General features: G+C 73.3%; 23 protein-coding genes, 1 pseudogene and 1 riboswitch. Of the genes and pseudogenes, 13 read left to right on the top strand and 11 right to left on the bottom strand.

The genetic code is table 11. The features are described from left to right. Window positions 1-90 precede the first annotated feature (90 nt). Both OG900_01115 and OG900_01110 read left to right on the top strand, forming a co-directional pair. Window positions 91-804: an MBL fold metallo-hydrolase gene (locus OG900_01115; GenBank protein WUH88863.1), complete on the top strand. Its 714-nt coding sequence runs from the start codon at window positions 91-93 to the stop codon at window positions 802-804. Window positions 805-846: 42 nt separating this feature from the next. Next, on the top strand, window positions 847-1,521 hold the full coding sequence (locus tag OG900_01110) for a TetR/AcrR family transcriptional regulator (protein WUH88862.1): 675 nt from the start codon (window positions 847-849) through the stop codon (window positions 1,519-1,521). 160 nt (window positions 1,522-1,681) lie between these two features. Here OG900_01110 and meaB read toward each other — a convergent pair whose 3' ends face one another. From meaB to OG900_01095, 3 genes are read right to left on the bottom strand one after another with little or no spacing between them, the layout of a single operon-like run. After that, window positions 1,682-2,671, bottom strand: a complete 990-nt coding sequence (gene meaB / locus OG900_01105; GenBank protein ID WUH88861.1) for a methylmalonyl Co-A mutase-associated GTPase MeaB — start codon at window positions 2,669-2,671, stop codon at window positions 1,682-1,684. A gap of 7 nt (window positions 2,672-2,678) precedes the next feature. After that, entirely contained in the window at window positions 2,679-4,883 is a 2,205-nt protein-coding gene (scpA, locus tag OG900_01100; GenBank protein ID WUH95575.1) for a methylmalonyl-CoA mutase, read from the bottom strand. Continuing rightward, a complete protein-coding gene (locus OG900_01095) occupies window positions 4,883-6,724 on the bottom strand; it encodes a methylmalonyl-CoA mutase subunit beta (GenBank protein ID WUH88860.1) in 1,842 nt (613 codons plus the stop codon). The genes scpA and OG900_01095 overlap by 1 nt, the downstream gene beginning before the upstream one ends. 115 nt (window positions 6,725-6,839) lie before the next feature. After that, a riboswitch (cobalamin riboswitch) is annotated at window positions 6,840-7,057 on the top strand. 161 nt (window positions 7,058-7,218) lie between these two features. Here OG900_01095 and metE point away from each other — a divergent pair. Then, on the top strand, window positions 7,219-9,543 hold the full coding sequence (metE, locus tag OG900_01090) for a 5-methyltetrahydropteroyltriglutamate--homocysteine S-methyltransferase (protein ID WUH88859.1): 2,325 nt from the start codon (window positions 7,219-7,221) through the stop codon (window positions 9,541-9,543). Between the two features lie 204 nt (window positions 9,544-9,747). Beyond that, window positions 9,748-10,170: a hypothetical protein gene (locus OG900_01085; protein ID WUH88858.1), complete on the top strand. Its 423-nt coding sequence runs from the start codon at window positions 9,748-9,750 to the stop codon at window positions 10,168-10,170. Here OG900_01085 and OG900_01080 read toward each other — a convergent pair. Then, window positions 10,145-11,434: an MFS transporter gene (locus OG900_01080; GenBank protein WUH88857.1), complete on the bottom strand. Its 1,290-nt coding sequence runs from the start codon at window positions 11,432-11,434 to the stop codon at window positions 10,145-10,147. The genes OG900_01085 and OG900_01080 overlap by 26 nt on opposite strands. After that, window positions 11,431-12,039: a helix-turn-helix domain-containing protein gene (locus OG900_01075; protein WUH88856.1), complete on the bottom strand. Its 609-nt coding sequence runs from the start codon at window positions 12,037-12,039 to the stop codon at window positions 11,431-11,433. Before OG900_01075 ends, OG900_01080 begins: the two co-directional genes overlap by 4 nt. Before the next feature lie 195 nt (window positions 12,040-12,234). Between OG900_01075 and OG900_01070 the strand changes: the two genes are divergently transcribed. Then, window positions 12,235-12,603 carry a VOC family protein gene (locus OG900_01070; protein ID WUH88855.1) on the top strand — a complete coding sequence of 123 codons (369 nt, stop codon included), beginning with the start codon at window positions 12,235-12,237 and terminating at the stop codon, window positions 12,601-12,603. 37 nt (window positions 12,604-12,640) lie between these two features. Beyond that, window positions 12,641-12,873: pseudogene (locus OG900_01065) on the top strand (molybdopterin-dependent oxidoreductase). 24 nt (window positions 12,874-12,897) lie between these two features. Here the strand turns inward: OG900_01065 and eno are convergent. After that, window positions 12,898-14,181 (bottom strand): phosphopyruvate hydratase, encoded by a 1,284-nt coding sequence (gene eno, locus OG900_01060; protein ID WUH88854.1) that lies wholly within the window; start codon window positions 14,179-14,181, stop codon window positions 12,898-12,900. Window positions 14,182-14,272: 91 nt separating this feature from the next. On the opposite strand from eno, the gene OG900_01055 reads away from it, so the two are divergent. Beyond that, on the top strand, window positions 14,273-15,157 hold the full coding sequence (locus tag OG900_01055; protein WUH88853.1) for a winged helix-turn-helix transcriptional regulator: 885 nt from the start codon (window positions 14,273-14,275) through the stop codon (window positions 15,155-15,157). A gap of 96 nt (window positions 15,158-15,253) precedes the next feature. On the opposite strand, the gene OG900_01050 is transcribed toward OG900_01055, so the two are convergent. Next, window positions 15,254-15,703 carry an SRPBCC family protein gene (locus OG900_01050; GenBank protein ID WUH88852.1) on the bottom strand — a complete coding sequence of 150 codons (450 nt, stop codon included), beginning with the start codon at window positions 15,701-15,703 and terminating at the stop codon, window positions 15,254-15,256. 225 nt (window positions 15,704-15,928) lie between these two features. On the opposite strand from OG900_01050, the gene OG900_01045 reads away from it, so the two are divergent. After that, window positions 15,929-16,354, top strand: a complete 426-nt coding sequence (locus OG900_01045; GenBank protein WUH88851.1) for an SsgA family sporulation/cell division regulator — start codon at window positions 15,929-15,931, stop codon at window positions 16,352-16,354. A gap of 81 nt (window positions 16,355-16,435) precedes the next feature. On the opposite strand, the gene OG900_01040 is transcribed toward OG900_01045, so the two are convergent. The 3 genes from OG900_01040 to OG900_01030 are packed head-to-tail and all read right to left on the bottom strand — an operon-like array spanning window position 16,436 to window position 18,079. Further along, on the bottom strand, window positions 16,436-17,245 hold the full coding sequence (locus tag OG900_01040; GenBank protein WUH88850.1) for an SDR family oxidoreductase: 810 nt from the start codon (window positions 17,243-17,245) through the stop codon (window positions 16,436-16,438). Window positions 17,246-17,297: 52 nt separating this feature from the next. Beyond that, on the bottom strand, window positions 17,298-17,633 hold the full coding sequence (locus OG900_01035) for a helix-turn-helix domain-containing protein (GenBank protein WUH88849.1): 336 nt from the start codon (window positions 17,631-17,633) through the stop codon (window positions 17,298-17,300). After that, window positions 17,630-18,079 carry an SRPBCC domain-containing protein gene (locus OG900_01030; GenBank protein WUH88848.1) on the bottom strand — a complete coding sequence of 150 codons (450 nt, stop codon included), beginning with the start codon at window positions 18,077-18,079 and terminating at the stop codon, window positions 17,630-17,632. The genes OG900_01035 and OG900_01030 overlap by 4 nt, the downstream gene beginning before the upstream one ends. Before the next feature lie 136 nt (window positions 18,080-18,215). Between OG900_01030 and OG900_01025 the strand changes: the two genes are divergently transcribed. Continuing rightward, a complete protein-coding gene (locus tag OG900_01025) occupies window positions 18,216-18,572 on the top strand; it encodes an STAS domain-containing protein (protein WUH88847.1) in 357 nt (118 codons plus the stop codon). A 12-nt stretch (window positions 18,573-18,584) separates the two neighbouring features. On the opposite strand, the gene OG900_01020 is transcribed toward OG900_01025, so the two are convergent. Beyond that, window positions 18,585-19,841, bottom strand: a complete 1,257-nt coding sequence (locus tag OG900_01020) for an APC family permease (protein WUH88846.1) — start codon at window positions 19,839-19,841, stop codon at window positions 18,585-18,587. Window positions 19,842-20,055: 214 nt separating this feature from the next. Here OG900_01020 and OG900_01015 point away from each other — a divergent pair, with 214 nt between their 5' ends. The 4 genes from OG900_01015 (at window position 20,056) to OG900_01000 (ending at window position 25,051) form a co-directional block, all read left to right on the top strand. Further along, the gene (locus OG900_01015; protein WUH88845.1) at window positions 20,056-20,724 is read left to right on the top strand and encodes a pyridoxamine 5'-phosphate oxidase family protein; all 669 of its coding nucleotides are present in this window, start codon (window positions 20,056-20,058) and stop codon (window positions 20,722-20,724) included. A gap of 90 nt (window positions 20,725-20,814) precedes the next feature. Continuing rightward, the gene (locus OG900_01010) at window positions 20,815-23,199 is read left to right on the top strand and encodes a glycoside hydrolase family 65 protein (protein ID WUH88844.1); all 2,385 of its coding nucleotides are present in this window, start codon (window positions 20,815-20,817) and stop codon (window positions 23,197-23,199) included. A gap of 125 nt (window positions 23,200-23,324) precedes the next feature. After that, window positions 23,325-24,635: a phosphoribosyltransferase family protein gene (locus OG900_01005; protein WUH88843.1), complete on the top strand. Its 1,311-nt coding sequence runs from the start codon at window positions 23,325-23,327 to the stop codon at window positions 24,633-24,635. A 170-nt stretch (window positions 24,636-24,805) separates the two neighbouring features. Next, window positions 24,806-25,051: a DUF6332 family protein gene (locus tag OG900_01000; protein ID WUH88842.1), complete on the top strand. Its 246-nt coding sequence runs from the start codon at window positions 24,806-24,808 to the stop codon at window positions 25,049-25,051.

Genomic DNA, 25,051 nt, shown 5'->3' with positions numbered 1-25,051 from the left:
AACATCACGCCTGTGAGGTGAAGGGCGTGAGGCTAGTGGAAGCTCACGGCTGCCCCACGCATCCATCGGGTTTGATCATGGGAGACTGCTGTGAAGATCGTTGACCTGCGTCCTGACCTGCGTATGGTGCTCGACAACGGGCCCGGACAGGCATACCTGCTGCGCCGGGGGCCGGACGCGGTGCTGGTCGACACCGGCATAGCCGGGCAGGGCAAGATCCTCACCGAGGCTCTGCGTGACTGGGGCCTGGACCGGGAGTCGCTGACCCACGTCATCCTGACGCACTGGCATCCCGACCACGCCGGGTCCGCCGCCGAACTGGCCGGCTGGCGGAATGTACGCATCTGGGCGCACCGCAGCGACGCCCCGATCATCCGTGGGGACGGCTACGGCTCGCTTCCCGCCCTCAGCCATGCCGAGGAGGAGCTCTACGCCCACATAGCCGGCGGCATCCCCGACGCCCCGCCGTCCCGCGTCGACCGCGAGCTCGACGACGACGAGGTCCTCGACGCGATAGACGCCCGCGTCCTGTCGACTCCCGGCCACACCGACGGCAGTATCGCGCTGCACTTCCCGAACGAGGCCGTCCTGTTCACCGGTGACATCGCCACCGAGCACCAGGGCCAGGTCATCCTGGGGCCGTTCAACCTGGACCGGCCACGAGCCGGCGCGTCTTTCCGCCGCTTCGCCGACATCGACGTCGACACCGTCTGCTTCGGCCACGGGCAGCCGCTCCGTGGGGACGACACCGCCTTGCTGCGCGCCGCGGCCACTGCCGACCAGGTCCCCGACCCTCTCGGCTGACGCGGGTTCGCCCCGGTCCGGCAACGGCGTAAGGTTACGGCCGTGAGCGAAGAGGCCGCCGGGACCAGACGACGCAACGCCCGAGGCGCGGGGCAGGCACTGCGCGGCGACATCGTGTCGGCCGCCCGGGAGATCCTTGTCGAGGACGGCTACGCGAGCTCGGTGACCCTGCGGGGGCTGGCGCGGCGGATCGGCATCGCACCGCAGTCGATCTACCTGCATTTCACCGGTCCCGACGAGATCGTGCAGGCCGTCACCGTCGAGACCTTCGCCCAACTGGGCCGCTGCATCGCGGAGGCGAAACAGGGAATCGAGGCGCCTCGGGACCGGCTCGTCGCCGGCTGCCGCGCCTACATGGCCTTCGGAGTCGACAACCCGAATCTCTATGGACTGCTCTTCCAGCGCAACCGGCTCCTTCGCGGAGAGGAACCCCGTCCCACTTCCGCGGACGAGCCGGACACCCGCGACCCCGACGCCGGGCCGTTCGCCTACCTCATGGAGAGCATCCGGCTCTGCGTCGCCGACGGATCCTCCGACGTGACCGACGTCCTGTCCACCGCGACGCTGCTGTGGGCGGCCATGCACGGCTTCGTTCTGTTGCGCAACGGTTACCAGTTCCCGTGGCCGGACCTCGCTCAAGCCGAGACAGAGCTCATCAGCTCGATCGCGAGACTCCACGAGCCCGCAGCCAGGCCGTCCGGTGCCGCGGGAACGTGACCGATCATCGCCGAGCGGCACGAAGCCGGCCTGGGCCAACCCCGTTGAACAGGCGATTCCCCAACCGTCCAGTGGCAGAACGGTCACCGCGGTGCGCACCACCAGCCGAGACGCCTAAATGCGCTGCGGTGCCCGCAGGCTGACCGGGCGGCAGGCGCGCTCAGTCCTCCGCCTTGCCGTCGAACGCGCCGAGGAGGCGCTGCGCGGCCAGTGCCGCGGTCATCTTCCCGTCCCTGACCTGCTGTTCCAGCTCCGGGGCCAGGGCTCTGACGGCCGGGTGGCCCTGGAGGCGGCCGAGGAGGTCCTCGCGCACCATGCTCCAGGCCCAGTCGACCTGCTGGTCACGCCGTTTGGCGGCGAGCCTGCCGCCCGAGTCCAGCAGGGTGCGGTGCTGCTCCAGCCGCTCCCACACGGTGTCCATGCCGGCCGACTCCAGGGCGCTGCAGCTGAGGACCGGCGGGGTCCACTCCGCGTCGGCCGGCTGCATCAGGCGCAGCGCGCCGGACAGCTCCCTGGCCGCGGAGCGCGCGTCCTGCTCGTGGCGGCCGTCCGCCTTGTTGACGGCGATCACGTCGGCCAGTTCAAGGACGCCCTTCTTGATGCCCTGCAACTGGTCGCCGGTGCGGGCGAGGGTGAGCAGCAGGAAGGAGTCGACCATCCGGGAGACAGCCGTCTCGGACTGGCCGACGCCCACGGTCTCCACCAGCACCACGTCGTAGCCCGCGGCCTCCATGACGACCATGGACTCCCGGGTCGCCCTGGCCACCCCGCCCAGGGTGCCCGCGCTCGGGGAGGGGCGGACGAAGGCCGACGGGTCCACGGCGAGGCGTTCCATACGCGTCTTGTCGCCGAGGATGGAGCCGCCGGTAAGGGTGGAGGACGGATCGACCGCGAGGACCGCGACCCGGTGCCCGCGGGCGGTGAGCATGCTGCCGAAGGCGTCGATGAAGGTGGACTTGCCCACCCCGGGGACACCGGTGATCCCGATCCGCCGGGCGCCGCCGCTGTGCGGCAGCAGTTCGGTCAGCAGCTGCTGGACCGCTCCCCGGTGGTCCGGGCGGCGGGACTCGACGAGCGTGATGGCCCGCGCGATGACCGCGCGCCTGCCGTCGAGTACGCCCCGGACGTAGCCGTCGACGTCGATGTCCATGTCGGGGTCACGCCCCGTCGTGGCCCAGCGCGGCGCCGAGCCGGCCGATCAGGTCGTACGCGGCGTCGGGGATCACCGTGCCGGGCGGGAAGACCGCCGCGGCGCCCGCCTCGTGCAGCGCCGGGATGTCCTGCGGGGGGATGACCCCGCCCACCACGATCATGATGTCCTCGCGGCCCTCGGCGGCCAGCTCAGCACGCAGCGCGGGCACGAGCGTCAGGTGCCCGGCGGCCAGCGACGACACGCCGACCACGTGCACGTCGGCCTCGACCGCCTGCCGTGCCACCTCGGCCGGCGTCTGGAAGAGCGGGCCGACGTCCACGTCGAAGCCCAGGTCCGCGAAGGCGGTCGCGATGACCTTCTGGCCCCGGTCGTGCCCGTCCTGCCCCATCTTCGCGACGAGGATGCGCGGCCGGCGGCCCTCCGCCTCGGCGAAGCGCTCGACGAGCGCCCGGGTGTCGTCCACGGCGGGGGAGTGGCCGGCCTCGTTGCGGTACACACCGGAGATCGTACGGATCCGGCCGGCGTGTCTGCCGTAGACCTTCTCCAGTGCGTCGGAAATCTCACCGACCGTCGCCATGGCGCGGGCCGCGGAGACCGCGAGCGCCAGCAGGTTGCCCTCCAGGTCCGGCCCCGGCTCCCGTCCCGCCGCCTCGGTCAGCGCCCGCAGGGCGTCCTGGCAGGCGCCCTCGTCGCGCTCGGCCCGGAGCCGGCGCAGCTTGTCCACCTGCTGCGCGCGGACGGCGGAGTTGTCGACCGACCGGACGTCGATCTTCTCGTCGGAGTCGACGCGGTATTTGTTGACGCCGATGACGGTCTGGCGCCCGGAGTCGATCCTGGCCTGGGTGCGCGCCGCGGCCTCCTCGATGCGGAGTTTGGGGATGCCGGCGTCGATGGCCTGTGCCATGCCCCCCGCGGCCTCGACCTCCTGGATGTGCTGCCACGCCCGCCGGGCGAGGTCATTGGTCAGCCGCTCGACATACGCGCTGCCGCCCCACGGGTCGATCACCCGGCAGGTGCCCGACTCCTGCTGGATCAACAGCTGCGTATTGCGGGCGATCCGCGCGGAGAAGTCGGTCGGCAGCGCCAGCGCCTCGTCCAGGGCGTTGGTGTGCAGCGACTGGGTGTGGCCCTGGGTGGCGGCCATCGCCTCCACGCAGGTGCGTGTCACGTTGTTGAAGACGTCCTGCGCGGTGAGCGACCAGCCGGAGGTCTGCGAATGGGTGCGCAGGGAGAGCGACTTGGGATTCTTCGGGTCGAACTGCTTGACGAGCCTGGCCCACAGCAGCCGGGCCGCGCGCAGCTTCGCGATCTCCATGAAGAAGTTCATGCCGATCGCCCAGAAGAAGGAGAGCCGGGGCGCGAAGGCGTCGACGTCCAGTCCGGCGGCCTGGCCGGCCCGCAGGTACTCCACCCCGTCGGCGAGGGTGTAGGCCAGCTCCAGGTCGGCCGTGGCCCCGGCTTCCTGGATGTGGTAGCCGGAGATGGAGATCGAGTTGTAGCGCGGCATCTTCTGCGAGGTGTAGGCGAAGATGTCGGAGATGATCCGCATGGAGGGCAGCGGCGGGTAGATGTAGGTGTTGCGGACCATGAACTCCTTGAGGATGTCGTTCTGGATGGTCCCCGCGAGCTTCTCCGGCGGCACCCCCTGCTCCTCCGCCGCCACGATGTAGAGCGCGAGGACGGGCAGGACCGCGCCGTTCATCGTCATCGAGACGGTCATCCGGTCCAGCGGGATGCCGTCGAAGAGCTGCCGCATGTCGTAGATCGAGTCGATGGCGACACCGGCCATGCCGACGTCCCCGGTCACCCGCGGGTGGTCGCTGTCGTAGCCGCGGTGCGTGGGGAGGTCGAACGCCACCGACAGGCCCTTCTGCCCCGCGGCGAGGTTGCGGCGGTAGAAGGCGTTGGACTCCTCGGCGGTGGAGAAGCCCGCGTACTGCCGGATCGTCCAGGGCTGGTTGACGTACATCGTCGGGTACGGGCCGCGCAGGTAGGGCGGCACACCCGGGTAGGTGCCGAGGAAGTCCAGGCCTTCCAGGTCGCTGCCGGTGTAGAGCGGCTTGACCGCGATCCCCTCCGGGGTCTCCCAGACGAGATCGGCCGCGCTGCTGCCGGTGGCCTGCTTGACCGCCTGGCGCCACTGCTCGTGGGTGGCCCCCGGCGGGGTTCCCGGGCCCAGCGGGATCTGCGAGAAGTCCGGGATCTGCATCATGCCGTCACTCCCACGCGGTCGAGGACCGAGGTCAGGACGGCGACCGCGTCGCAGCCCAGGAAGAGGTGGCCGTCGACGTCCGGCCCCTTGCCGGGACGGCCCGCGAGCAGGACCCGTTCCGCCCCGGCCGCCCTGAGCGCGTCCGTGACGGCGTCGGCCTGCTCGTCGTAGAGCGCGTCGCTGGAGCACAGGCAGGCGATACGGGCGCCGCTGGCGGCGAACGCCTCGCCGGCCGAGGCCGCGTCCACCGTGATCGGGTCGTGCACCGGCAGCACCCCGCCCGCCTGGAGGAGATTCGAGGCGAAGGAGACCCGCGCGGCATGGGCCGACTCGGGGCCGAGCGCCGCCAGGAAGACCGCGGGGCGGCTCCCGGTGGCGGCCAGATGGGCGTCGGAGCGCGCCCGCAGCGCTTCGTAGGCCTCGTCCCGGCGTACGCGCGGCAGGCCGCCCGCGGGATGGGCGGGCGGCGCGGCGCGCTCGACGGGCCGCTCCGCGAGGTGCGGGAATTCGCTGACCCCGGTGATCGGCTCGCGCCGGGTGGCGAGCGCCCGGGTGCGCGCCGCCCACACCTCGGCGACGCGTTCGCCGACCAGGCCGGAGCGGAGCGCCTCCTCCTGGCCGCCGGCCCGCTCCAGCTGCTGGAAGAAGTCCCAGGCGGCGTGGGCGACTTCGTCGGTGAGCCGCTCGACGTACCAGGAACCGCCGGCCGGGTCGGCGACCCGCCCGAGGTGCGACTCCTCCAGCAGGATGGAGGAGGTGTTGCGGGCGATCCTGCGGGCGAAGTCGTCGGGCAGTCCCAGCGCGTGGTCGAAGGGCAGCACCGTGACGGAGTCGGCGCCGCCGACACCGGCGCCCAGGGCGGCCAGCGTGGTGCGCAGCATGTTCACGTAGGGGTCGCGGCGGGTCATCATCACCGCCGAGGTCACCGCGTGCTGGAGCTGCGGGGCGGCCTCCCGCGCCCCGCACACCTCGGCGACCCGGGTCCACAGGCGGCGGGCGGCCCGCAGCTTGGCGATGGTCAGGAACTGGTCCGCGGTCGCCGCGTAGCGGAATTCCAGCTGGCCGCAGGCGTCGTCGACGCTCAGTCCCGCCGCGGTCAGCAGGCGCAGGTAGGCGACCCCGGTGGCCAGCGAGCAGCCCAGTTCCTGGGCGGCTGACGCACCGGCCTCGTGATAAGGCAGGGCGTCCACGGTCAGCGCCCGCAGCCCCGGGTAGGCCCGGTGGATCCGCAGGGCCAGGGCGACGGCGTCGCCGGAGTCCGCGGCCTGCCCCGTACGGGCGCTGTGGCCCAGCGGATCGGCACCGAGATTGCCGCGCGCCGCCTGCGGGGCCACCCCCTGCCGGTCGTACAGCCGCAGCAGCCCGTCGGCCGCGGCCCGCAGCTGCGGGCCCGCGTCGAGCACGACGGGCGCCAGGTCCAGGTAGACGCCCTCCAGAGCGCGCTCCAGGCCCGCCGGGGGCAGGCCCTCGGCGCCCAGCGAGAGCCACACGGAGGTGGCGCCGCCCTCCAGGTCGGCGAGCACGGCCTCGTTGGCCCGCTCGGCCGTGCGCGCCCTGTGCCACTGGCGTACGTCCCAGCCGCCCACCGGCCGGCCCCCGCGCACATAGGGCGGGAAGCCGGGCAGGCCGGGGTCGGGAGCGGTGGTGCCGGAGTCGTAGAGGGGGCGTACGACAAGGCCGTCGTCCAGCGCGGTGGACAGCGCCTGCTCCGCCTCGGGGCCCGACAGGTCCTTGCCGGACTTGCGCAGGACACCCGCCACGAGCTGCTGCCACTCCTCGTGGGTGCCGGCCGGGAATTCGGCACCGAGCGGGATTCCGTCGTCAGGCAGAACCGTCATGCGCCCGATGCTAAGGCCTGCCCCCTTGATGGTTTCTAAAGACGCCCTGGAGGCGCCGGGCTGACCTCGGCTGTCGCCGTACGCGCGGCGGCGCCCGGAACCGCGGGCGGCCCCCTATCCTGAGGGGGTGACCGGTTCGCCCTGCCCGCCAGGCAGGCGCGTCGCAAGAGGGAACCCGGTGCAAATCCGGGACTGCCCCGCAGCGGTGAGTGGGAACGACCGCCGTCATGAGCACTGGGCCCGGCCGGGCCTGGGAAGCGACGGCCAGTAGGTGTCCGCCTTCGGCGGATGCGCCCGCGAGTCCGAAGACCTGCCTGTCGCCCGCGTACGACGGTCGTGCGCGGAGTTCCCGGTGACCTCGAGGGCAGGTCGGTGAACGCCAGGCGGTCCGCCGCGCTCCGCGCGCGGTCGGGGCTCCCGGCCGGTCGTCATGCCTTCGCGCCCTCCTCCCGCCACCGGGACGTCCCAGGAGACAGCTCGCGAAGGAGAGTTCCGTGACACCGAAGACCGCAGCCGCGGCAGCACGGGCCACCGTGTACGGCTACCCCCGGCAGGGGCGGCACCGGGAACTGAAGAAGGCCGTCGAGGGCTACTGGAAGGGCCGGGTCGGCGCCGACGCCCTGCGGGAGGCCGCGGCAGGCCTGCGCCGGGAGAACTGGCGGCAACTGGCAGAGGCCGGCGTCCACGAGGTCCCGACCGGCGACTTCTCCTACTACGACCACGTGCTGGACACCAGCGTGATGGTCGGCGCCGTCCCCGAGCGCCACCGCGCCGCGGTCGGCGCCGACGCCCTGGACGGCTACTTCGCGATGGCCCGCGGGACGCAGGACGTGGCGCCGCTGGAGATGACGAAGTGGTTCGACACCAACTACCACTACCTGGTGCCCGAGTTGGGACCCGCCACCACCTTCACGGCGGACTCGGCCAAACAGGTCGCCGAGCTGAAGGAGGCCCTCGCCCTCGGACTCGAAGCCCGCCCCGTGCTGCTCGGCCCCGTCACCTACCTGCTGCTCGCCAAGCCCGCCCCCGGCGTCGGCGGCGGATACGCCCCGCTCGCGCTCCTCGGCCGGCTGCTGCCCGTCTACGCCGAGGTGCTCGCCGACCTGCGCGCCGCCGGTGCGGAATGGGTCCAGCTCGACGAACCGGCCCTGGTCCAGGACCGCAGCCCGGCCGAACTCAAGGCCGTCGAAGAGGCCTACCGCGACCTCGGCGCCCTCACCGACCGGCCCGCACTCCTGGTCGCCACCTACTTCGGCCGCCTCGGCGATGCCCTGCCGGTGCTGGCCAAGGCCCCCGTCGAGGGCCTGGCCGTGGACTTCACCGGACCGGCGGCGGCGAACCTGGGCGACCTCGCGGCCGCCGGCGGCCTGCCCGGCAAGCGGCTCGTGGCAGGCGTCGTCGACGGCCGCAACATCTGGATCAACGACTACGGGAAGTCGCTGTCCCTCCTGGCCACCCTGCTGGGCCTCGCCGACCGGGTGGACGTCGCCGCGTCCTGCTCGCTGCTGCACGTGCCGCTCGACGCCGCCGCCGAGACCGACCTCGACCCGCAGGTGCGGCGCTGGCTCGCCTTCGCCCGGCAGAAGACCGCCGAGATCGCCACCCTGGCCCGCGCCCTTGCCGCCGGCACCGACTCCGTCGCCGCCGAACTGGCCGCCAACCGGGCGGACCTCGCCTCCCGCGCCGGATCCGCGATCACCCACGACCCGGCCGTGCGCGCCCGTACGGCGGCCGTCACCGACGCCGACGGCCGCCGCTCCCAGCCGTACACCGGGCGCACCGCCGCCCAGCGCGAGCGGCTCGGGCTGCCGCCGCTGCCGACCACCACCATCGGGTCCTTCCCGCAGACCGACGACCTGCGCAGCGCCCGCGCCGACCTGCGCGCGGGACGGATCGACGCCGCCGCGTACGAGCAGCGGATGCGGGACGCCGTCGCCGAGGTGATCGCCTTCCAGGAGCAGGCCGGTCTCGACGTCCTCGTGCACGGCGAGCCCGAGCGCAACGACATGGTGCAGTATTTCGCCGAGCAGCTCACCGGCTACCTGGCCACCCGGCACGGCTGGGTGCAGTCCTACGGGTCCCGCTACGTACGGCCGCCGGTCCTGGCCGGCGACATCTCCCGGCCCGAGCCGATGACCGTGCGCTGGACCGCCTACGCGCAGTCCCTGACGCCCCGCCCGGTCAAGGGCATGCTGACCGGTCCTGTGACCATGCTGGCCTGGTCCTTCGTCCGCGACGACCAGCCGCTCGCGCAGACCGCACGCCAGGTCGCCCTCGCCCTGCGCGACGAGGTCGCCGACCTCGAAGCCGCCGGCACCGCCGTCATCCAGGTGGACGAACCCGCGCTGCGCGAGACCCTGCCGCTGCGCGCCGCCGACCGCCCCGCCTACCTGGCCTGGGCCACCGAGGCCTTCCGCCTCACCACCGCCGGGGTGCGCCCGGACACCCAGGTCCACACCCACATGTGCTACGCCGAGTTCGGCGACATCGTGCAGGCCATCGACGACCTCGACGCCGATGTGATCAGCCTGGAGGCCGCCCGCTCCCACATGCAGGTCGCCGGCGAACTCGCCGCCCACCACTACCCCCGCGAAGCCGGCCCCGGTGTCTACGACATCCACTCCCCGCGCGTCCCCGGTGCCGACGAGGCGGCAGCCCTGCTCCGCAAGGGTCTTGAGGCCATCCCGGCCGACCGCCTGTGGGTCAACCCCGACTGCGGCCTGAAGACCCGCACCTGGCCCGAGACCCGCGCCTCCCTGGCGAACCTCGTCGCGGCCGCCCGCACCGTACGCGCGGAGCTGCCCGACCGGTCCTCCTGACCCGACCGCTTTCGGGGCCGGCAAGCCGCACGGCGCTTTCCGGCCCCGCCGGCTGCGCGCACCGGCGGATCCCGCTGCCGGTGCGCGGAGCCGGGCGGAGGCGCACCATGGAAGAGGGCCGTCAGAAGGCAGGCCTGCCCGAATCCGTCCCGAGAAGAGCAGCGGGACTGCGAGTCGGTCTCCCCGAATCAAGGAGATCAGGTCATGGCAACCCTGCATTTTCATCTGAATTCCTCGATGAGTCCGTCCGAGGCGATGGAGGTCCTGACCAACTTCAGCCCCTCGCGTGTCGACGAGTGGCCTTCCATCGACGCCGACCACTTCCAGGTCCACGACCGCGGGGACACATGGGCGGAGGTCACCGAGGGCAATGCCAAGTCGTGGGAGCGGGCACGCTACGAATGGGACCCGTCACAGAACACGGTCACCGTCACCACGCGCGAGTCGATTCCCTTCGGAACGGGCGGCTGGAACTACCGCATGACCCCCACGGACGGCGGCAGCCGCATCGACGTCGAACTCGAACGGCATCCCACCTCTCTCAAGGCGAAGGTGATGGGCTCGATCATCCCCCTGGCCGGACCGGTGGTCCGCAAGGCGTTCAAGGAGCCGCTGAAGACCGCGTAGCCCGCTGTGCCGCGACGGCGGGCGCCTGGTCCAGGGTGCGGATGCGCGCCACGGGCGAGAAGACCAGCCACAGCACGGACAGCGCGCCGCCGGCGGCGGTCAGCAGCAGGGTCGGGCGAAGTCCCACCGCGGTGGCGAGCACGCCGCCCACGACGGCGCCGATCGGGCGCACACCGTAGTTCACGGTGCTGTACGCGCCGGAGACCCGGCTGCGGATGCCGTCGTGGATGACGGCGGTCTGGAGCGAGTTGAGGTTGATGTCGAAGAACATCACCCCGATCCCGGCCAGGAATTCCGCCAGGGCCAGTGCTCCGCCGCGTACCCACAGCGGCCCGCCGGCGACGGCCGCGACGGCGACAGGCGCCGGGAACAGCACCGCACCCACCGCGATGCTCGGCCCCACGCCCCACCTGCGGGACATCCGGGGTGCGATGACCGCCCCCAGCAGTGCCCCGGTCGCTCCCACGCCGAGTGCGAGGCCGATCCCGCCGGCCGTCAGACGCAGGTCGCGGGTGGCGAACAGGACCAGCAGACCGGTGCCGGAGATGAACGTGAAGAAGTTGACGGTGGCGGCGCAGCCGAGGGTGGCCCGCAGAACCGGGTGGCGGACCACGAAGGCCAGCCCCTCCCTCGCCCTGCGCAGCACCGAGGGGTGCGCCGCGGAGGGCGGCGGCTCCTCGGTGCGGATGCGTCCGACCAGGAAGGCGGAGGCCAGGAAGGACCCCGCGTCGGCGAGGACGGCCACCGGGGCGCTCAGCGCCTGCACCAGCGCGCCGCCGATCGCGGGGCCCGCCACGAAGGAGGCCGAACGGCTGGTGCTGAGCTTGCTGTTGGCGTCCACGTAGGACGCTCGCGGCACCAGGTGGGCGAAGAAGGCCGAGTAGGAGGTGTTGAACAGCACCGCCGCGGTCCCGGTGAGCGCCGCGACGGCGTAGAGCTGCGCCAGCGTCACCGCTCCGGCCAGGTATGTCGCCGGCAGGCTGAGCAGCACCAGCGCGCGGGCCAGGTCGGCGGCGACCATCAGCCGGCGCTTGCGGGTCCGCTGGTCGACCCAGGCGCCCAGCACGACGGCTGCCAGATTCGGTGTCCAGACCAGCGCCGTCAGCCAGGCCACCTGGTTGGCCGAGGCGTCCAGCGTCGTCACCGCAATCAGCGGCAGCGCGAGTTCGGTGATCCGGTCACCGAACTGGGAGACGGTCTGCGCCGACCAGAAGCGTATGAAGCGCCGGTCCCGCCAGAGCGACAGGGGCGCCGCGTCGCTCACCGGTCGCCCCTCGCGGGCAGCCCGGCGCCCTCCGGCAGGACGTAGCGCATCAGCCGCACGCGGCGGCCGTCCGCCGGCCAGTCGGCCGCGTCGCGGGTCACGTAGGGGGCCAGCAGGCGCTCGATCCCCGCCTCGACGGAGGCGAGTTCGTCCGCGCTGAGCACCACCCGGGTGTTGGCCAGGCCGGCCAGCCGGCGCCAGACCGGATCGAGCACTGGCTCGACTTCGGCCATCCAGCGGGCCGGCGTCTCCCCGGCCTGCAGGAACATCTGCTCGGACAGCAGCCGGGCGGCCGACCTGCCCTCAACGTCGTTCGTATCCTCCGGCACCTCGAACCGGAAACCGCGGGCCACCGCCTCCCACCGCCGGTAGCGCCGGTCGGGGCCGGGCTCACTGTCACGTACCAGACCGAAGCCGGACAGATGGCGCAGGTGCCAGCTGATGCCCGACGGCGAGGCGTCGATCTCCCGGGCGAGTTCCGTGGCGCTCGCCGGACCGTCACGGCGAAGCAGGTCAAGGACCGCCAGCCGCACCGGGTGCGACAGGGCGCGCATCGCCCTGGGGTCCGTGATCGTCAGGTCGCCCAGCAGATTGTCGGCATCCATGGCGTGAAAGTATCCTTTCACGATTCCCGGGAGTCAACGCCCCTGCCCCCCGGCGTCCTTGGGCCGGCGGGGCCGGCCTGGGTGTGCCGGTGGGAGGGCGCCGACCAGTGGCCGGTCGGCGGGACGGCTCCGCCGATGAGTTCTCCGCCTTCGAACGGTCTATCAAGCGACAGGACCGTTCTCGACAGGAGTGCCATGTCCACCATCCAGCCCGTGATCGTGACCGCCGACCAGGATGTTCTGCTCGGCTTCTATACGAAACTGTTCGGCGCCGAGGAGACCTTCCGTGTACCGGCGGAAGGCCCGGCCTTCTATCTGGGTCTGCGCATCGGCGACACCGACCTCGGCCTGGTGGCCAAGGAGGACCCGGGGACCGGGGCGGCGCCGCGGATCCTGCTCAGCATCGATGTCGACGACGTCGACGAGACCCTCGGCCGGGTCGTGGCGCTGGGCGGCTCGATCAGCGGCGGCCCCACCGACATGCCGTGGGGACAGCGTGTCGCCCACATCAAGGACCCCGACGGCAACCCGGTGAACCTCACGCAGCCGATCCCGGCCGGGTGACGGTGTTCCGGGGGCGTGTCGCACGGCTCCAGGAGCCGTGGCCGGGCACGCGCGGCTCGACCTGACCGGGGACGCCGCCCGACCTGCCCGGCTCAGCGTCGCGGATCTGCGGGCGTGGCCCCGGCAGCGTGCCCGGGTCGGCTTGGAGTGCGCCACCAGCGGGGCGCGGCGCCACCGGTTCGAGGGTCCGCTGCTCTCCGACGTGCTGCGCGGCGCGGAGCCCGGGTTCGATCCAGGGCGGCGCGAGGCTGGCCGCGCTTCCTCATCGCCGGCGGGACCACGGGCTCCCGGGCCCTAGCGGCGCAGGCCGAGTGCGTCGCGGCCGGCGTAGCGTGCCTGGGTGCCCAGCTCCTCCTCGATGCGGATGAGCTGGTTGTACTTGGCGGTGCGGTCGGAGCGGGACAGCGAGCCGGTCTTGATCTGGCCGCAGCCCGTGGCCACCGCGAGGTCGGCGATGGTGGTGTCCTCGGTCTCGCCGGAGCGGTGGGACATGACGACGGTGTAGCCGGCGCGGTGGGCGGTGCCCACGGTGGCCAGCGTCTCGGTGAGGGTGCCGATCTGGTTGACCTTCACCAGGATCGAGTTGGCGACGCCGTCGCGGATTCCCTCGCGGAGCAGCGTCTCGTTGGTGCAGAAGACGTCGTCGCCGGTGAGCTGGCAGTGCTCGCCGAGCCGCGCCATCAGCAGCCGCCACCCGTCGCGGTCGTCCTCGGCCATCGCGTCCTCGATGGAGGCGACGGGGTAGTCCGCGACCAGCTTCGCGAGGTAGTCGACGTGTTCGGCGACGCTGCGGCGTACACCCTCGCCGACGTAGTCGTAGACCCCGTCGCGGAAGAACTCGGAGGAGGCGGGGTCCATGACGACGGTGATGTCCGCGCCGGGCTTGTAGCCGGTCCGCTCGATCGCGCGGACGACGAAGTCCAGCGCCTCCTCGGCGCTCCGCAGATCCGGGGCGAAGCCGCCCTCGTCGCCGACGCCGGTGCTGTGGCCGGCCGACAGCAGGTCGCGGCGCAGGGTGTGGAAGACCTCGGAGCCCATCCGCACCGCCTCGGCGAAGGTGGCCGCGCCGATCGGGGCGATCATGAACTCCTGGAAGTCCAGCCGGTTGTCGGCGTGCGCGCCGCCGTTGACGATGTTCATCATCGGCACGGGCAGCAGCCGCGCGTCCACCCCGCCGACGTAGCGGTAGAGCGGCAGCCGGTGGGCGAGCGCGGCGGCCTTGGCGGTGGCCAGCGAGACGCCGAGGATCGCGTTCGCGCCGAGCCTGGCCTTGTCCGGGGTGCCGTCCAGCTCGATCAGGGCCGCGTCCACGGCGGCCTGGTCCTCGGCCGTCAGCCCCACCACGGCGTCCGCGATGGAGTCGTTGACGGCGTCGACGGCACGCCGGACGCCCTTTCCGTGGAAGCGGGCCGGGTCCTCGTCGCGGAGCTCGACGGCCTCCCTGGCGCCCGTGGAGGCGCCGGAGGGCACGGCGGCGCGGCCGGTCGAGCCGTCGGCCAGTTCGACGTCGACCTCGACGGTCGGGTTGCCCCGGCTGTCGATGATCTCGCGCGCGACGATCCGGGTGATGGCGGTCATGGCAGTTACTCCCGACGGTCGGTCCGCACGGCGGGATATAAGTTCCCCCCGAGAACAAAGTGAGTTCCGAAAAGGAATGTACTCTGCGGTGATGAAGATGCACAACGCCGACGAGAACTGCGGGATCGCCCAGGCCGCCGTCGTCCTGGCCGACTGGTGGAACGTGCTCGTGCTGCGCGAGATCGCCCGCGGCCACGTGCGCTTCGACGCCCTCGCCGCCGAACTCGGCCTGTCCCGCAAGGTCCTGACCGAACGGCTCGGCAAGCTCGTCGCCCGCGGCGTCCTGCGCCGCAGCCTCTACCAGCGCCGCCCCGTCCGGTACGAATACCTGCTCACCGACTCGGGCCTGGCCCTGCTGCCGCTACTGGTCGCCATGCAGGACTGGGGCGACCGCTGGGTCCTGGGCGACGGCACCGCCACCGCGACGGCCGCGCCGTCCGGCGCCGAGCACTCCCGCGTCCACTCCCTGGCCGGCACGCGGCTGCCGGCCGACCTCCTGCTGCCCGCCGCAGACGGCCCCGACCGGCCGCCGGCCGACCCGGGCGCCGCCGCCACCGTGCTGTTCACCTACCCCGGCACCGGAGTGGACTGGGGCAGCGACCCGATCCCCGGCGCCCCCGGATGCACCCTGGAGAACCTGCTCTTCCGCGACGCGTGGCCCGACTTCCGGCGGGCAGGCGTGGCCGTGCACGGCGTCAGCACCCAACTCCCGATCGAACAGGCCGCCTTCGCCCGCGCCCAGTCCGTGCCCTACCCGCTGCTCTCCGACGCCCGGCACCACCTGTCCGCCGCCCTGCGCCTGCCCACCTTCCGCGGCGCGGGCCGGCTCCGCCTCAAGCGGCTCATCCTCGTGACCGGCCCGGACGGGGTCGTACACCACGCGCACTTCCCCGTCGGCGACATCCCCGAGGCGGTCGAGCGGACCCTGCGACTGGCCACGGCAGCCGCCGGCCGCGAGGTCAGGCGGACGGTGTGACCGGGGGCCGCCGATGTGGGTGCCCACCTCCGGCGAGGGAGACCGCAAGGGGCCGCGTGCCCCCGGCGTCCGGGGAGCACGCGGCCCGCGAGGTGCTCAGACCTGGCCGCGCCAGGCTCCCGTCTCGCTGCCGCGGGACTCGATGAACGACTTGAACCTGCGCAGGTCGCCCTTGGTCTGGCGGCGGACGAAGCCCAGCTTGTCGCCGACGGTGTCGGCGATGCCCTGCGGATCGTGCTCCATCTGGAGCATCACCTTGGTGTGCGAGGCGTCGAGCCGGTGGAAGGTCACGACGCCGGCCTGCCTGGCCTCGCCGTCGACCGTGGTCCAGGCGACCCGCTCGTCGGGGATCTGCTCGGTGATCTCGGCGTCGAACTCGCGGTGCACACCGTCCACGCTGGTGACCCAGTGCGTCAGGGTGGGAGTGCGCTGCTCGATGCGGTGGACACCCTCCATGAACTTCGGGAAGTCCTCGAACTGGGTCCACTGGTTGTAGGCGGTGCCGACAGGAACAGCGACCTCCACCGACTCCTCGATGGTCGACATCTGCGGACTCCTTCCGGTGAGTTGTTCCGTTGCGTCCCCGCGTGCCCGCATCCCTCCGGCCGACACACCCCGGCCGCGGTGCGCCGGGCGGCGCCGGAGGCTTCCTCCAGGCCGGTTTGACGAGGCGTCGAGCGGACAGCCGACCGGTGGACCGCCGACGGGCGGAACCGTTCCGGGGCGACGTCGCGGGCCGTCGACGCGTCAGTGAGCCAGGGAGGATGCGGCATGGGCCGTGGCGAGGAAGCGACTGTTCGGGTGGACACGGTGGCGGCACTGGACATACCGGACGAGTGGGTGGCGCTGGTGGCCGTCGACCTCGTCTACCGCTCCCGGGACCCGCTGGCGGTGGAAATGGTCCTGCGCGTTCCGGGCGAGGAGCCGATCGCCTGGACCTTCGGCTGGGAAGTGCTCGCCGAGGGCCGGGAAGCGGCCGTCGGCGAGGGCGACGTACAGGTGCGGCCGTCCTGGGGCTCGACCGGGATCCGCTGCGTGGAGGTGACCCTCGGGCCCTTCCCCGCCGTGTGCGTACGCCTGCCTGAGCAGGACGTCATCTCGTTCGTGGACGCCCTGCGGGCGCGGGTGCAGGGCGACCTCGGCCAGGTGGCCGAGGCCCTCGACTCGGAGCTGGCGGTCATCACGGCCGAGGCCTGAGGCACCGCGGGACGCCTTCCACCGTGTCACGGTCCACCGGTGACCGGCACCTCGGTGCGACACCGCGCCGCGGCGGCGGGCTCAGTCGACGAGTGCCCCCGCGGACAGGTTGGCGACCGTCCCGGTGATCGCCCCGGCCCGGTCGGACGCCAGGAAGGCGGCCGTCTCCGCGACGTCGGAGAGCGAGGGCAGCCGCTTGAGCAGCGTCCCCTGCGCCATGCCGCCTTCGAGGAGTTCCTGGACCGACCGCCCGGCCGCCGCCGCCATCGGCTCGAAGAGTTCCTCGGTGTAGGAACCCGCCGCCGGCGCGTCCACGACGGCGTGCGGGCGGATGCAGACGACCCGGATGTTGCCCGGCGCCAGCTCCGCCGCGAGGACCCGCGAGAAGGCCTCCTTGCCCGCGGCGCTCACGCTGTGCCCCAGGATGCCGCCGACGGCCAGCTTGGAGCCCGGCTCGGACAGCGTCAGGATGACGCCGGGGCGCTCGCGGCCCATGTGCCGCGCCACCGCCTTGCTGGTGATGAACAGTGTCCGCAGGAACCCGTCGATCGGCCGCATGAACTCCTCCAGCGAGAGGTCCGCCAGCAGGGTCCCCTGATCGTGCATGACACTCACGGCGTTGAGGGCGATGTCGATGCCGCCGGCCGCCGCCGCGACCGCGTCGGCGTGGTCCTCGACCGCCCGCTGGTCGAGAACGTCGACCTGTGCGGTCTCGGCCGTCCCGCCCGCGGCCGCGATGTCACGCGCCACGGCGTCGAGCCTCGCCTGGCTCCGCCCGGCGATGAAGACCCTCGCGCCCTCCCGGGCGAAGACCCGGGCGACGGCGCCGCCGATGGCGCCCCCGCCGCCGTAGATCACGGCGGTCCTGTCGGCAAGCAGCGGTCCACTCATGTGCGTCCTCCACGGATGGTCGGTACTTCGGAAAGGTGCGCGGGCCCGACGGTCAGTCGGATTCCTGGCGCTGGATCTGTTCCGCGATGCGCTTGATGCGGTTCAGCCGCGCGTCCCACGTCCTGCCGACTTCGTTCAGTTGGCGGACGGCTCGGGCGAGCTGCGCCTCGTCGACCTCGTAGCGCCGCTCGCGGCCCATCGGCGTGGCGTGCACCAGACCCGCGCGATCGAGGACGCCCAGGTGCTTGGCCACCGCCTGGCGCGAGATCGGGAGGCGGTCGCTCAGGCCGGTCGGGGTGCCGACCCCTTCCGCGAGCAGCAGGTCGAGCAGGCGGCGCCTGGTCGGGTCGCCGATCGCCGACCACAGCTCGTCGTCGACGGCGGTCACCGTGCCACCACCGAGGGGGCGTAGCCGCGCAGCCTGGACAGGAAGACGTCCCAGCCGCGCTCGTGGTCGTGGAAGGCCTCCTCGAGTACGGCGGCCTCCCAGCCGCGCTCCCGCCAGCCGCTCTCGGTCAGCCGCAGGATCGTCCCGTCGCCGGAGGGCTCCAGCTCGACGGTGACCAGGAGGGAGTTGCCCGCGTCGGGCAGCCGGCCTGCGGGGGCGACCCAGCGGAAGGCGAACCTGCGGGGCGGATCGACCTCGACCACCGCTATCTTCTCGACCGCGGCGCGGTCGCCCCACACCAGCTCGCCGACCGCGCCCGCCGCGGGCTCGAACGACGCGTCGTCGCTCCACCACATCCTGATGTGCTCGGGACGGCTCACCACGTCGAACACGATCTCCGGCGCCGCGTCGATGCGGATCTCGCGTGCCAGCTCTCCGAACTCCACTACGGACCTCCCATGGGCAACCAACGGTTGCGCATGACGTTAGCCGTCCGCCCGACGACGCGCAACCTCATGTTGCGTGACGGCCGACGCGCGAACCGGCCGGCATGACACGTCCCGGCCTGGGCATACGCCACGCGTGACCATCGAATCCATGCCGCCCCAGCGGTCCGAACAGACCGCCGTCCCCGTCGTGGCGCCCTACGGAGACCTCGACGTGGAGAACCTGGAGCCCCTCGCCGCCCGGCTGAGGGCCGCCGCCGCGAAGTCGCCGGTCGTCGTCCTGGACGCGAGCGCCGTCACCTTCGGGGACTCGAGCTTCCTGCGCGTGCTGATAGCCGCGAGCCGGCTCACCGAGCTGCGGATCGCCGCACCGCAGCCCGCCTTGCGAAAGCTTCTCGAACTGGTCGGCATGGACCGGCTGTTCGACATCCACCCGACCCTAGAGTCCGCCCGCTCGGCGCCCCCGCGCGCCGGTGACCTGGCACAGCGGTAGGCCGGTCTCCCTTCAGCCGCGGCGACGCAGGCCGTAGACGGCCGCCCCGGCCGCGATCACCGCGGCACCCGCCAGCACGGAGGAGAGCGGCAGGGCGAAGGCCAGGACCAGGCAGCCCGCGGCGCCGGCGATCGGCACGACACGCGCCGGGCGGCCCTCTTCCGGGGTGAGAGTCCAGGCGGAGGCGTTCGCGACGGCGTAGTAGGCCAGCACGCCGAAGGAGGAGAAGCCGATCGCGCCGCGCACGTCCGTCGTGGCGGCCAGGACGGCGACCACCGCCCCGACGGCGACTTCGGCGCGGTGCGGGACGTCGAATCGGGGGTGCACGGCGGCCAGCGCGTGCGGCAGGTGCCGGTCGCGCGCCATCGCCAGGGTGGTGCGCGACACCCCCAGGATCAGTGCGAGCAGCGAGCCGAGGGCCGCGACGGCGGCTCCGCCCCGCACGACCGGCGCCAGGCCGGGCACCCCGGCGGCGCGGACCGCCTCGACCAGCGGGGCGGGGGAGTGGGCGAGGCGGCCGGGGCCCAGGACCAGCAGCACGCAGACGGCGACCGCCGCATAGACGACCAGGGTGATGCCCAGCGCCAGCGGGATCGCGAGGGGGATGGTCCTGCGGGGGTCGCGGACCTCCTCGCCGAGCGTCGCGATGCGGGCGTAGCCGGCGAAGGCGAAGAAGAGCAGGCCCGCCGCCCTGAGCACCCCGCCGGCCGTGGCGTCCGTGCCGATGTCCAGGCGGGCCGCCTCGGCGGAGCCCGAGGTGAGGCAGGCGGTGACCACGGCGGCCAGCACCGCCAGTACGACCGCGACGATCCCGCGGGTCAGGAGGGCGGACTTGCGCACCCCGGCGTAGTTCACCGCGGTCAGCGCCACCACCGCGGCCACCGCGACCGCGTGGGCCTGGCCCGGCAGCACGTAGGTGCCGACGGTCAGGGCCATCGCGGCGCAGGAGGCGGTCTTGCCGACGACGAATCCCCACCCGGCCAGGTACCCCCAGAAGTCCCCGAGCCTCTCCCGCCCGTAGACGTACGTGCCGCCCGACCGGGGATAGCGCGCCGCCAGCCGCGCGGAGGAGGTCGCGTTGCAGTAGGCCACCGCGGCGGCCAGCGCCAGCCCGAGCAGCAGCCCGGACCCGGCGGCCGACGCGGCGGGGGCGAGCGCGGCGAAGATCCCGGCGCCGATCATCGAGCCGAGCCCGATCAGCACGGCGTCGGACACCCCGAGGCGCCGCGTCAGCTCCCCACTGGCGCTGCCGGCCGATGACGTGTCCATAACTCACTCCTGGTGCGACGGCCCTTCCGGGGCCGGAAAGGATCCCGATACCGGGGGCACGATAAGGGAGCGAGATGTACGGACGGGTGCGTGGGAGCGCGCCGTGCGCGGCCCGGCAGGGACTGCCGCGCGGTGCCCGCGCCGCCCCCCGGATGGCGTAAGCCGGCTCGGTGGGCGAAGCTGGTAGTCAGGCCGGACAGGAGGGTGGTCCGCTGTGGACGCTAAGCCGGAAGCCGCTGAGCAGGGCATCGAGCCGAGGGTTCTGGCCCAGCGAATCGGCGAACGGCGCAGACAGCTCGGCGTGGGCGAGATGGACCTGGCGACGCGGGTGGGCATGGCCCCGCGCTATCTGCAACAGGTGCTCGACGCCGGGCCCGACTTCGACCGCGGCGGCTACGTCCGTATCGCGGCCGCCCTCGACATGACCTACGAGGAGCTGCTGGAGGGGCGCGCGGACCTGCCTCCCGGCCAGGACGGGCCCGCCGACCGCCCCGTCCTGGTGCGGCTCACCGAATCCGAGTGCTGGGACAAGCTCGGTACGCACGGTCTCGGCCGGGTGGCCTTCCCCGTCGACCCCGGCCCCGCCGTGGTCCCGGTCAACTACGCCGTCGACGCCCATACGATCGCCTACCGCACGGCGCCGGGCACCACGGCGGACCCGTCGCCCGACGTCGCGATGTCCTTCCAGGCCGACTGGTTCGACGAGCAGCTCCGCCAGGGCTGGAGCGTGCTGGTCACCGGCAATCCCGAGCACGTCGGGGATCCGGAGGCGGCGGGGCGGCTCGCGGAGCTGGCCACCGAGCCGTGGGCCGGCGGCGACCGCCCCCTGTGGATACGTATCAGGCCCCGCAAGGTCACGGGCCGCCGCGTCTCGTCCATGTGACGGCCCCCGCTCCTGCCCCCTACCGCGCCGCCCGCGACGCGTGCGTGCCGGACGGGCGGCTGACCCGACGGCCACCGGAAGGAACCGCTGATGGGGCCGGAGTGGACTTGGCGCTACGAGGGCTACGACCCGGCAGAAGAACGGCTGCGCGAGGCGCTGTGCACCCTGGGAAACGGATACTTCGCCACGCGCGGCGCGATGGCCGAGGCGACCGCAGGGCCCGCGCACTACCCGGGTACGTACGCGGCGGGCTGCTACAACCGGCTCACCTCCGAGGTCGCCGGGCGCGAGGTGGACAACGAGGACATGGTCAACCTGCCGAACTGGCTGCCCCTGCGGGTCCGTGCGGCGGGCGGCCGCTGGTTCGGCGCCGACGACAGCACCGTGCTCGCCCACGAGCAGACCGTCGACCTGCGACGCGGCGTGCTGACCCGCAGATCCCGCCTGCGCGACCCCGACGGGCGCGAGGTGACGATCGAGGAGGCCCGCCTGGTCCACATGGGCGACCCGCACCTGGCGGCGCAGCGGGCCCGGGTCACCGCCCACGGGTGGGGCGGCGAGCTGGAGATCGAGGCGGGACTCGACGGAAACGTGCGCAATGCCGGGGTGGAGCGCTACAGCGACCTCGCGGGAGCGCACCTCACAGAGCACCGCACCGGCGCCACCGGCACGGACACGGTGTGGCTGACCTGCCGCACCACCGACTCACGCGTCGGCATCGCGATGGCCGCCCGCAGCCGCGCCACGCAGGGCGAGGCCCGCGCCGCCACGCTCGCGCCGGGTGGGAACGCGCTCTTCCACCGGATCACCGTGCCCGTGCTCCCCGGCCGGGCGGTCGCCGTCGAGAAGACCGTCGCCCTGCACACCTCGCGCGACCCGGCGATCGGCGACCCGCGGCAGGCGGCACTCGACCGGGTCACCCGGGCGCCGGACTTCGCCGGCCTGCTCGACACGCACGCGGCGGCCTGGGACCGCCTGTGGCGGAGCACCCGGCTCGACGTGCCCGGCGAGGCCGGCCACGTCCTGCGGCTGCACCGCTTCCACGTCCTGCAGACCCTGTCCCCGCACACCGCCGCCCTGGACGTGGGGGTGCCGGCCCGCGGGCTGCACGGCGAGGCCTACCGCGGCCACGTGTTCTGGGACGAGCTGTTCGTGCTGCCCTTCCTCGGCCTGCACCTGCCCGAGGTCTGCCGGGCCCTGCTGATGTACCGCCACCGCCGGCTGGACGCCGCCTGCCGTGCCGCGGCCGCCGCCGGGCGCCCGGGGGCGATGTACCCGTGGCAGAGCGGCAGCGACGGACACGAGGAGACGCAGCGCCTGCACCTCAACCCGCGATCAGGCCGCTGGCTGCCCGACCACACCCACCTTCAGCACCACGTCGGCTCGGCGGTGGCCTACAACGTGTGGCAGTACGGCCTCGCCAGCGGCGACACCGGGTTCCTGTACACCGAGGGCGCCGAGATGCTGCTCCAGATCGCCCGGTTCTGGGCGCACACCGCGGCCTGGGACCCGGCCTTCGGGCGCTACCGCATCAGGGGCGTCGTCGGCCCGGACGAATACCACGACGCCTATCCCGACGCCCCGGCACCCGGCGTCGACGACAACGCGTACACCAATGTGACGGCGGCCTGGGTCCTCGCCCGTGCCCTGGAGCTGGCCGGCGCACTCCCCGCGGTCCGCAGGGACGAGCTGTTCGAGCGGCTGGGGCTGGACGAGGCGGAGCTGTCCCGGTGGGACGACGTGTCGCGCCGGCTGCGGGTGCCCTTCCACGACGGCGTCATCAGCCAGTTCGACGGCTACGGCGACCTCGCCGAGCTGGACTGGGACGGCTACCGGGCCCGCTACGGCGACATCCGCCGGCTCGACCGCGTCCTGGAGGCCGAGGGCGACAGCGTCAACCGCTACCAGGCGTCCAAACAGGCCGACGTGCTCATGCTCGGCTACCTCTTCCCGCCCGCCGAGCTGTCCGCCCTCTTCGCGCGGCTCGGCCACCGGCTGGACGAGACCACGTGGACCGCGACCGTGGACCACTACCTCGCCCGCACCAGCCACGGCTCCACCCTCAGCGGCCTGGTGCACGGCTGGGTGCTGGCCCGCTCGCGCCGCGGCGAGGCATGGGACTACGTCCGCGAAGCGCTCATCGGCGACGTGGCCGACGTGCAGGGCGGCACCACCGCCGAGGGCATCCACCTGGGAGCCATGGCCGGAACCCTCGACCTCGTCCAGCGGGGGCTGACCGGCCTGGAGCCGTGTGCGGACGCCCTGCGGCTCGACCCGGTGCCGCTGCCGGAGATCTCCCGCTTCCGGCTGTCCCTGCGCTACCGCGGCCACTGGGGGGTCGGCCTCGTCCTGCGCGACGGCCGCCTGCACATCAGCGTCCCCGACTCCGGCCGAGAGCCGCTCGACGTCGTCCTCGGCGACCGGCCGCTGACCGTACCGCCCGGTCAGGAGGTCGCCGCGGACCTCTCCGGGTGAGTAGCGTGGAAAAGGGCGGGGGCACGGCGGGCCGCCTCGCCGCCCGGTCCGCCGGCAGGCCGGCTCCCGCCGCGGTCCCGTGCCGCACCGGTACGGGCCCCTGAGCCGAGGGGAGACGAAGAGCCGTGTTCCACGATCGACAGGACGCCGGCCGGAGACTCGCGGCGCGCTGCGGACACCTGGAAGACCGGGACGTGGTCGTCCTCGGCCTGCCCCGGGGCGGTGTGCCCGTCGCCGAGGAGGTGGCGCGCACCCTGCGGGCACCGCTCGACGTGTGCGTCGTCAGGAAGCTGGGGGTGCCCCGCCGGCCGGAGCTGGGCATGGGCGCCATCGGTGAGGGCGACACCCGGGTGGTCAACGACGAGGTCGTACGCAAGACCGGGGTCGGCGCCGACGACCTGGCCGCCGTCGAGCGGCGGGAGCGCGGCGTCCTGCGGCAGCGGGCCCACCGCTACCGGGGCGACAGCCCGCCCGCGCCGCTCGCCGGCAGGACCGCGGTCGTGGTCGACGACGGCGTCGCGACCGGGTCCACCGCACGCGCCGCCTGCCGGATCGCCCGGGAGCGAGGCGCGCGCAGGGTCGTCCTCGCGGTGCCCGTGGCCCCCACCGACTGGACCGACCGGCTGGCCGGCGACGCCGACGAGTACATCTGCGTGGACACACCGAGCCCCTTCCACGCGATCGGCCTGTTCTACGAGGACTTCACGCAGACCGCCGACGCGGAGGTCACCGCCTGCCTGGCCAGGGCGGGACAGCGCGACCTCGACGGGAGCGAGCCCCGGCGAAACGGCCGGGCGGCGCGCAGGGAGGTCGGCATCCCGACGGCGGGCGGCAGCCTCGCCGGTGAGCTGACCGTGCCCGACAGCGCCAGGGGCATCGTGGTCTTCGCGCACGGCAGCGGGAGCAGCCGCCACAGCCCCCGCAACCGCGGGGTCGCCGCGGCGCTCGTCGAAGCGGGCCTGGGCATCCTCCTGTTCGATCTCCTCACCGAGGCCGAGGCCGGCGACCGGGCCAACGTCTTCGACACCGAACTCCTGGCCGGGCGCCTCACCCAGGTCACCGAGTGGCTGGGCGGGCAGCCCGAGGCCCAGGACCGGGCCGTCGGCTACTTCGGCGCGAGCACCGGCGCCGCCGCGGCGCTCTACGCGGCGGCCGGCCTCGGCGACCGGGTGGCCGCGGTCGTCTCCCGCGGCGGTCGCCCCGACCTCGCGGCACCCCGGCTGCCCGGTGTCCAGGCGCCCACGCTGCTCATCGTCGGCGGCCTGGACCGCCATGTCCTCGACCTCAACCGGCAGGCGCAGCGGCAACTGCGCTGCGAGAACAGGCTCGCGCTGGTGCCCGGCGCCACGCACCTGTTCGAGGAGCCCGGCACCCTCGCCGAGGTGGGCGAACTCGCCGCCGACTGGTTCACCCGCCATCTGGTCCCGGCCGGGTGACAGGTCTGACGGCCCGGCGCCTCCGACACACCCGCGGTCCCGGGCCGGGGCGGCCGAGGAGTGACCCACCGGGCCGGCGGGGGGCGCCGCGCGCACCCGCCGGCCCGCCTGACACGCCGTGAATTCCCGGGCCATGGACCGGCGGTGGCGGGAGGTGCGATCCTTGACCCATGCCCTCAGGGACACACAGCCAGGCCGAGCGCGACGCGACCACCGTCGAGATCGGCTACGCCCTGCTCAGCGGGTGCTTCCTCGGCGCGGTGGTCTTCGCGACTCTCGTCGGCCCCGTCGTGGTCTGGGACCTTCCCGCGGCCGTCGACACCCTCCTGCTGCGCACCGGCGGCACAGTGGCCTGCGCTCTCGCGGTGGTCCGGGTCGTGCACGTGCTGCTGCGGCACGCCCGGCGTGAGAGCTGA

It is taken from the genome of Streptomyces sp. NBC_00433, assembly GCA_036015235.1.
In the GTDB taxonomy this organism is placed as follows: domain Bacteria; phylum Actinomycetota; class Actinomycetes; order Streptomycetales; family Streptomycetaceae; genus Actinacidiphila.
The sequence above is the reverse complement of the archived record's forward strand: the minus strand, read 5'-3'. Positions and strand labels throughout refer to the sequence as shown.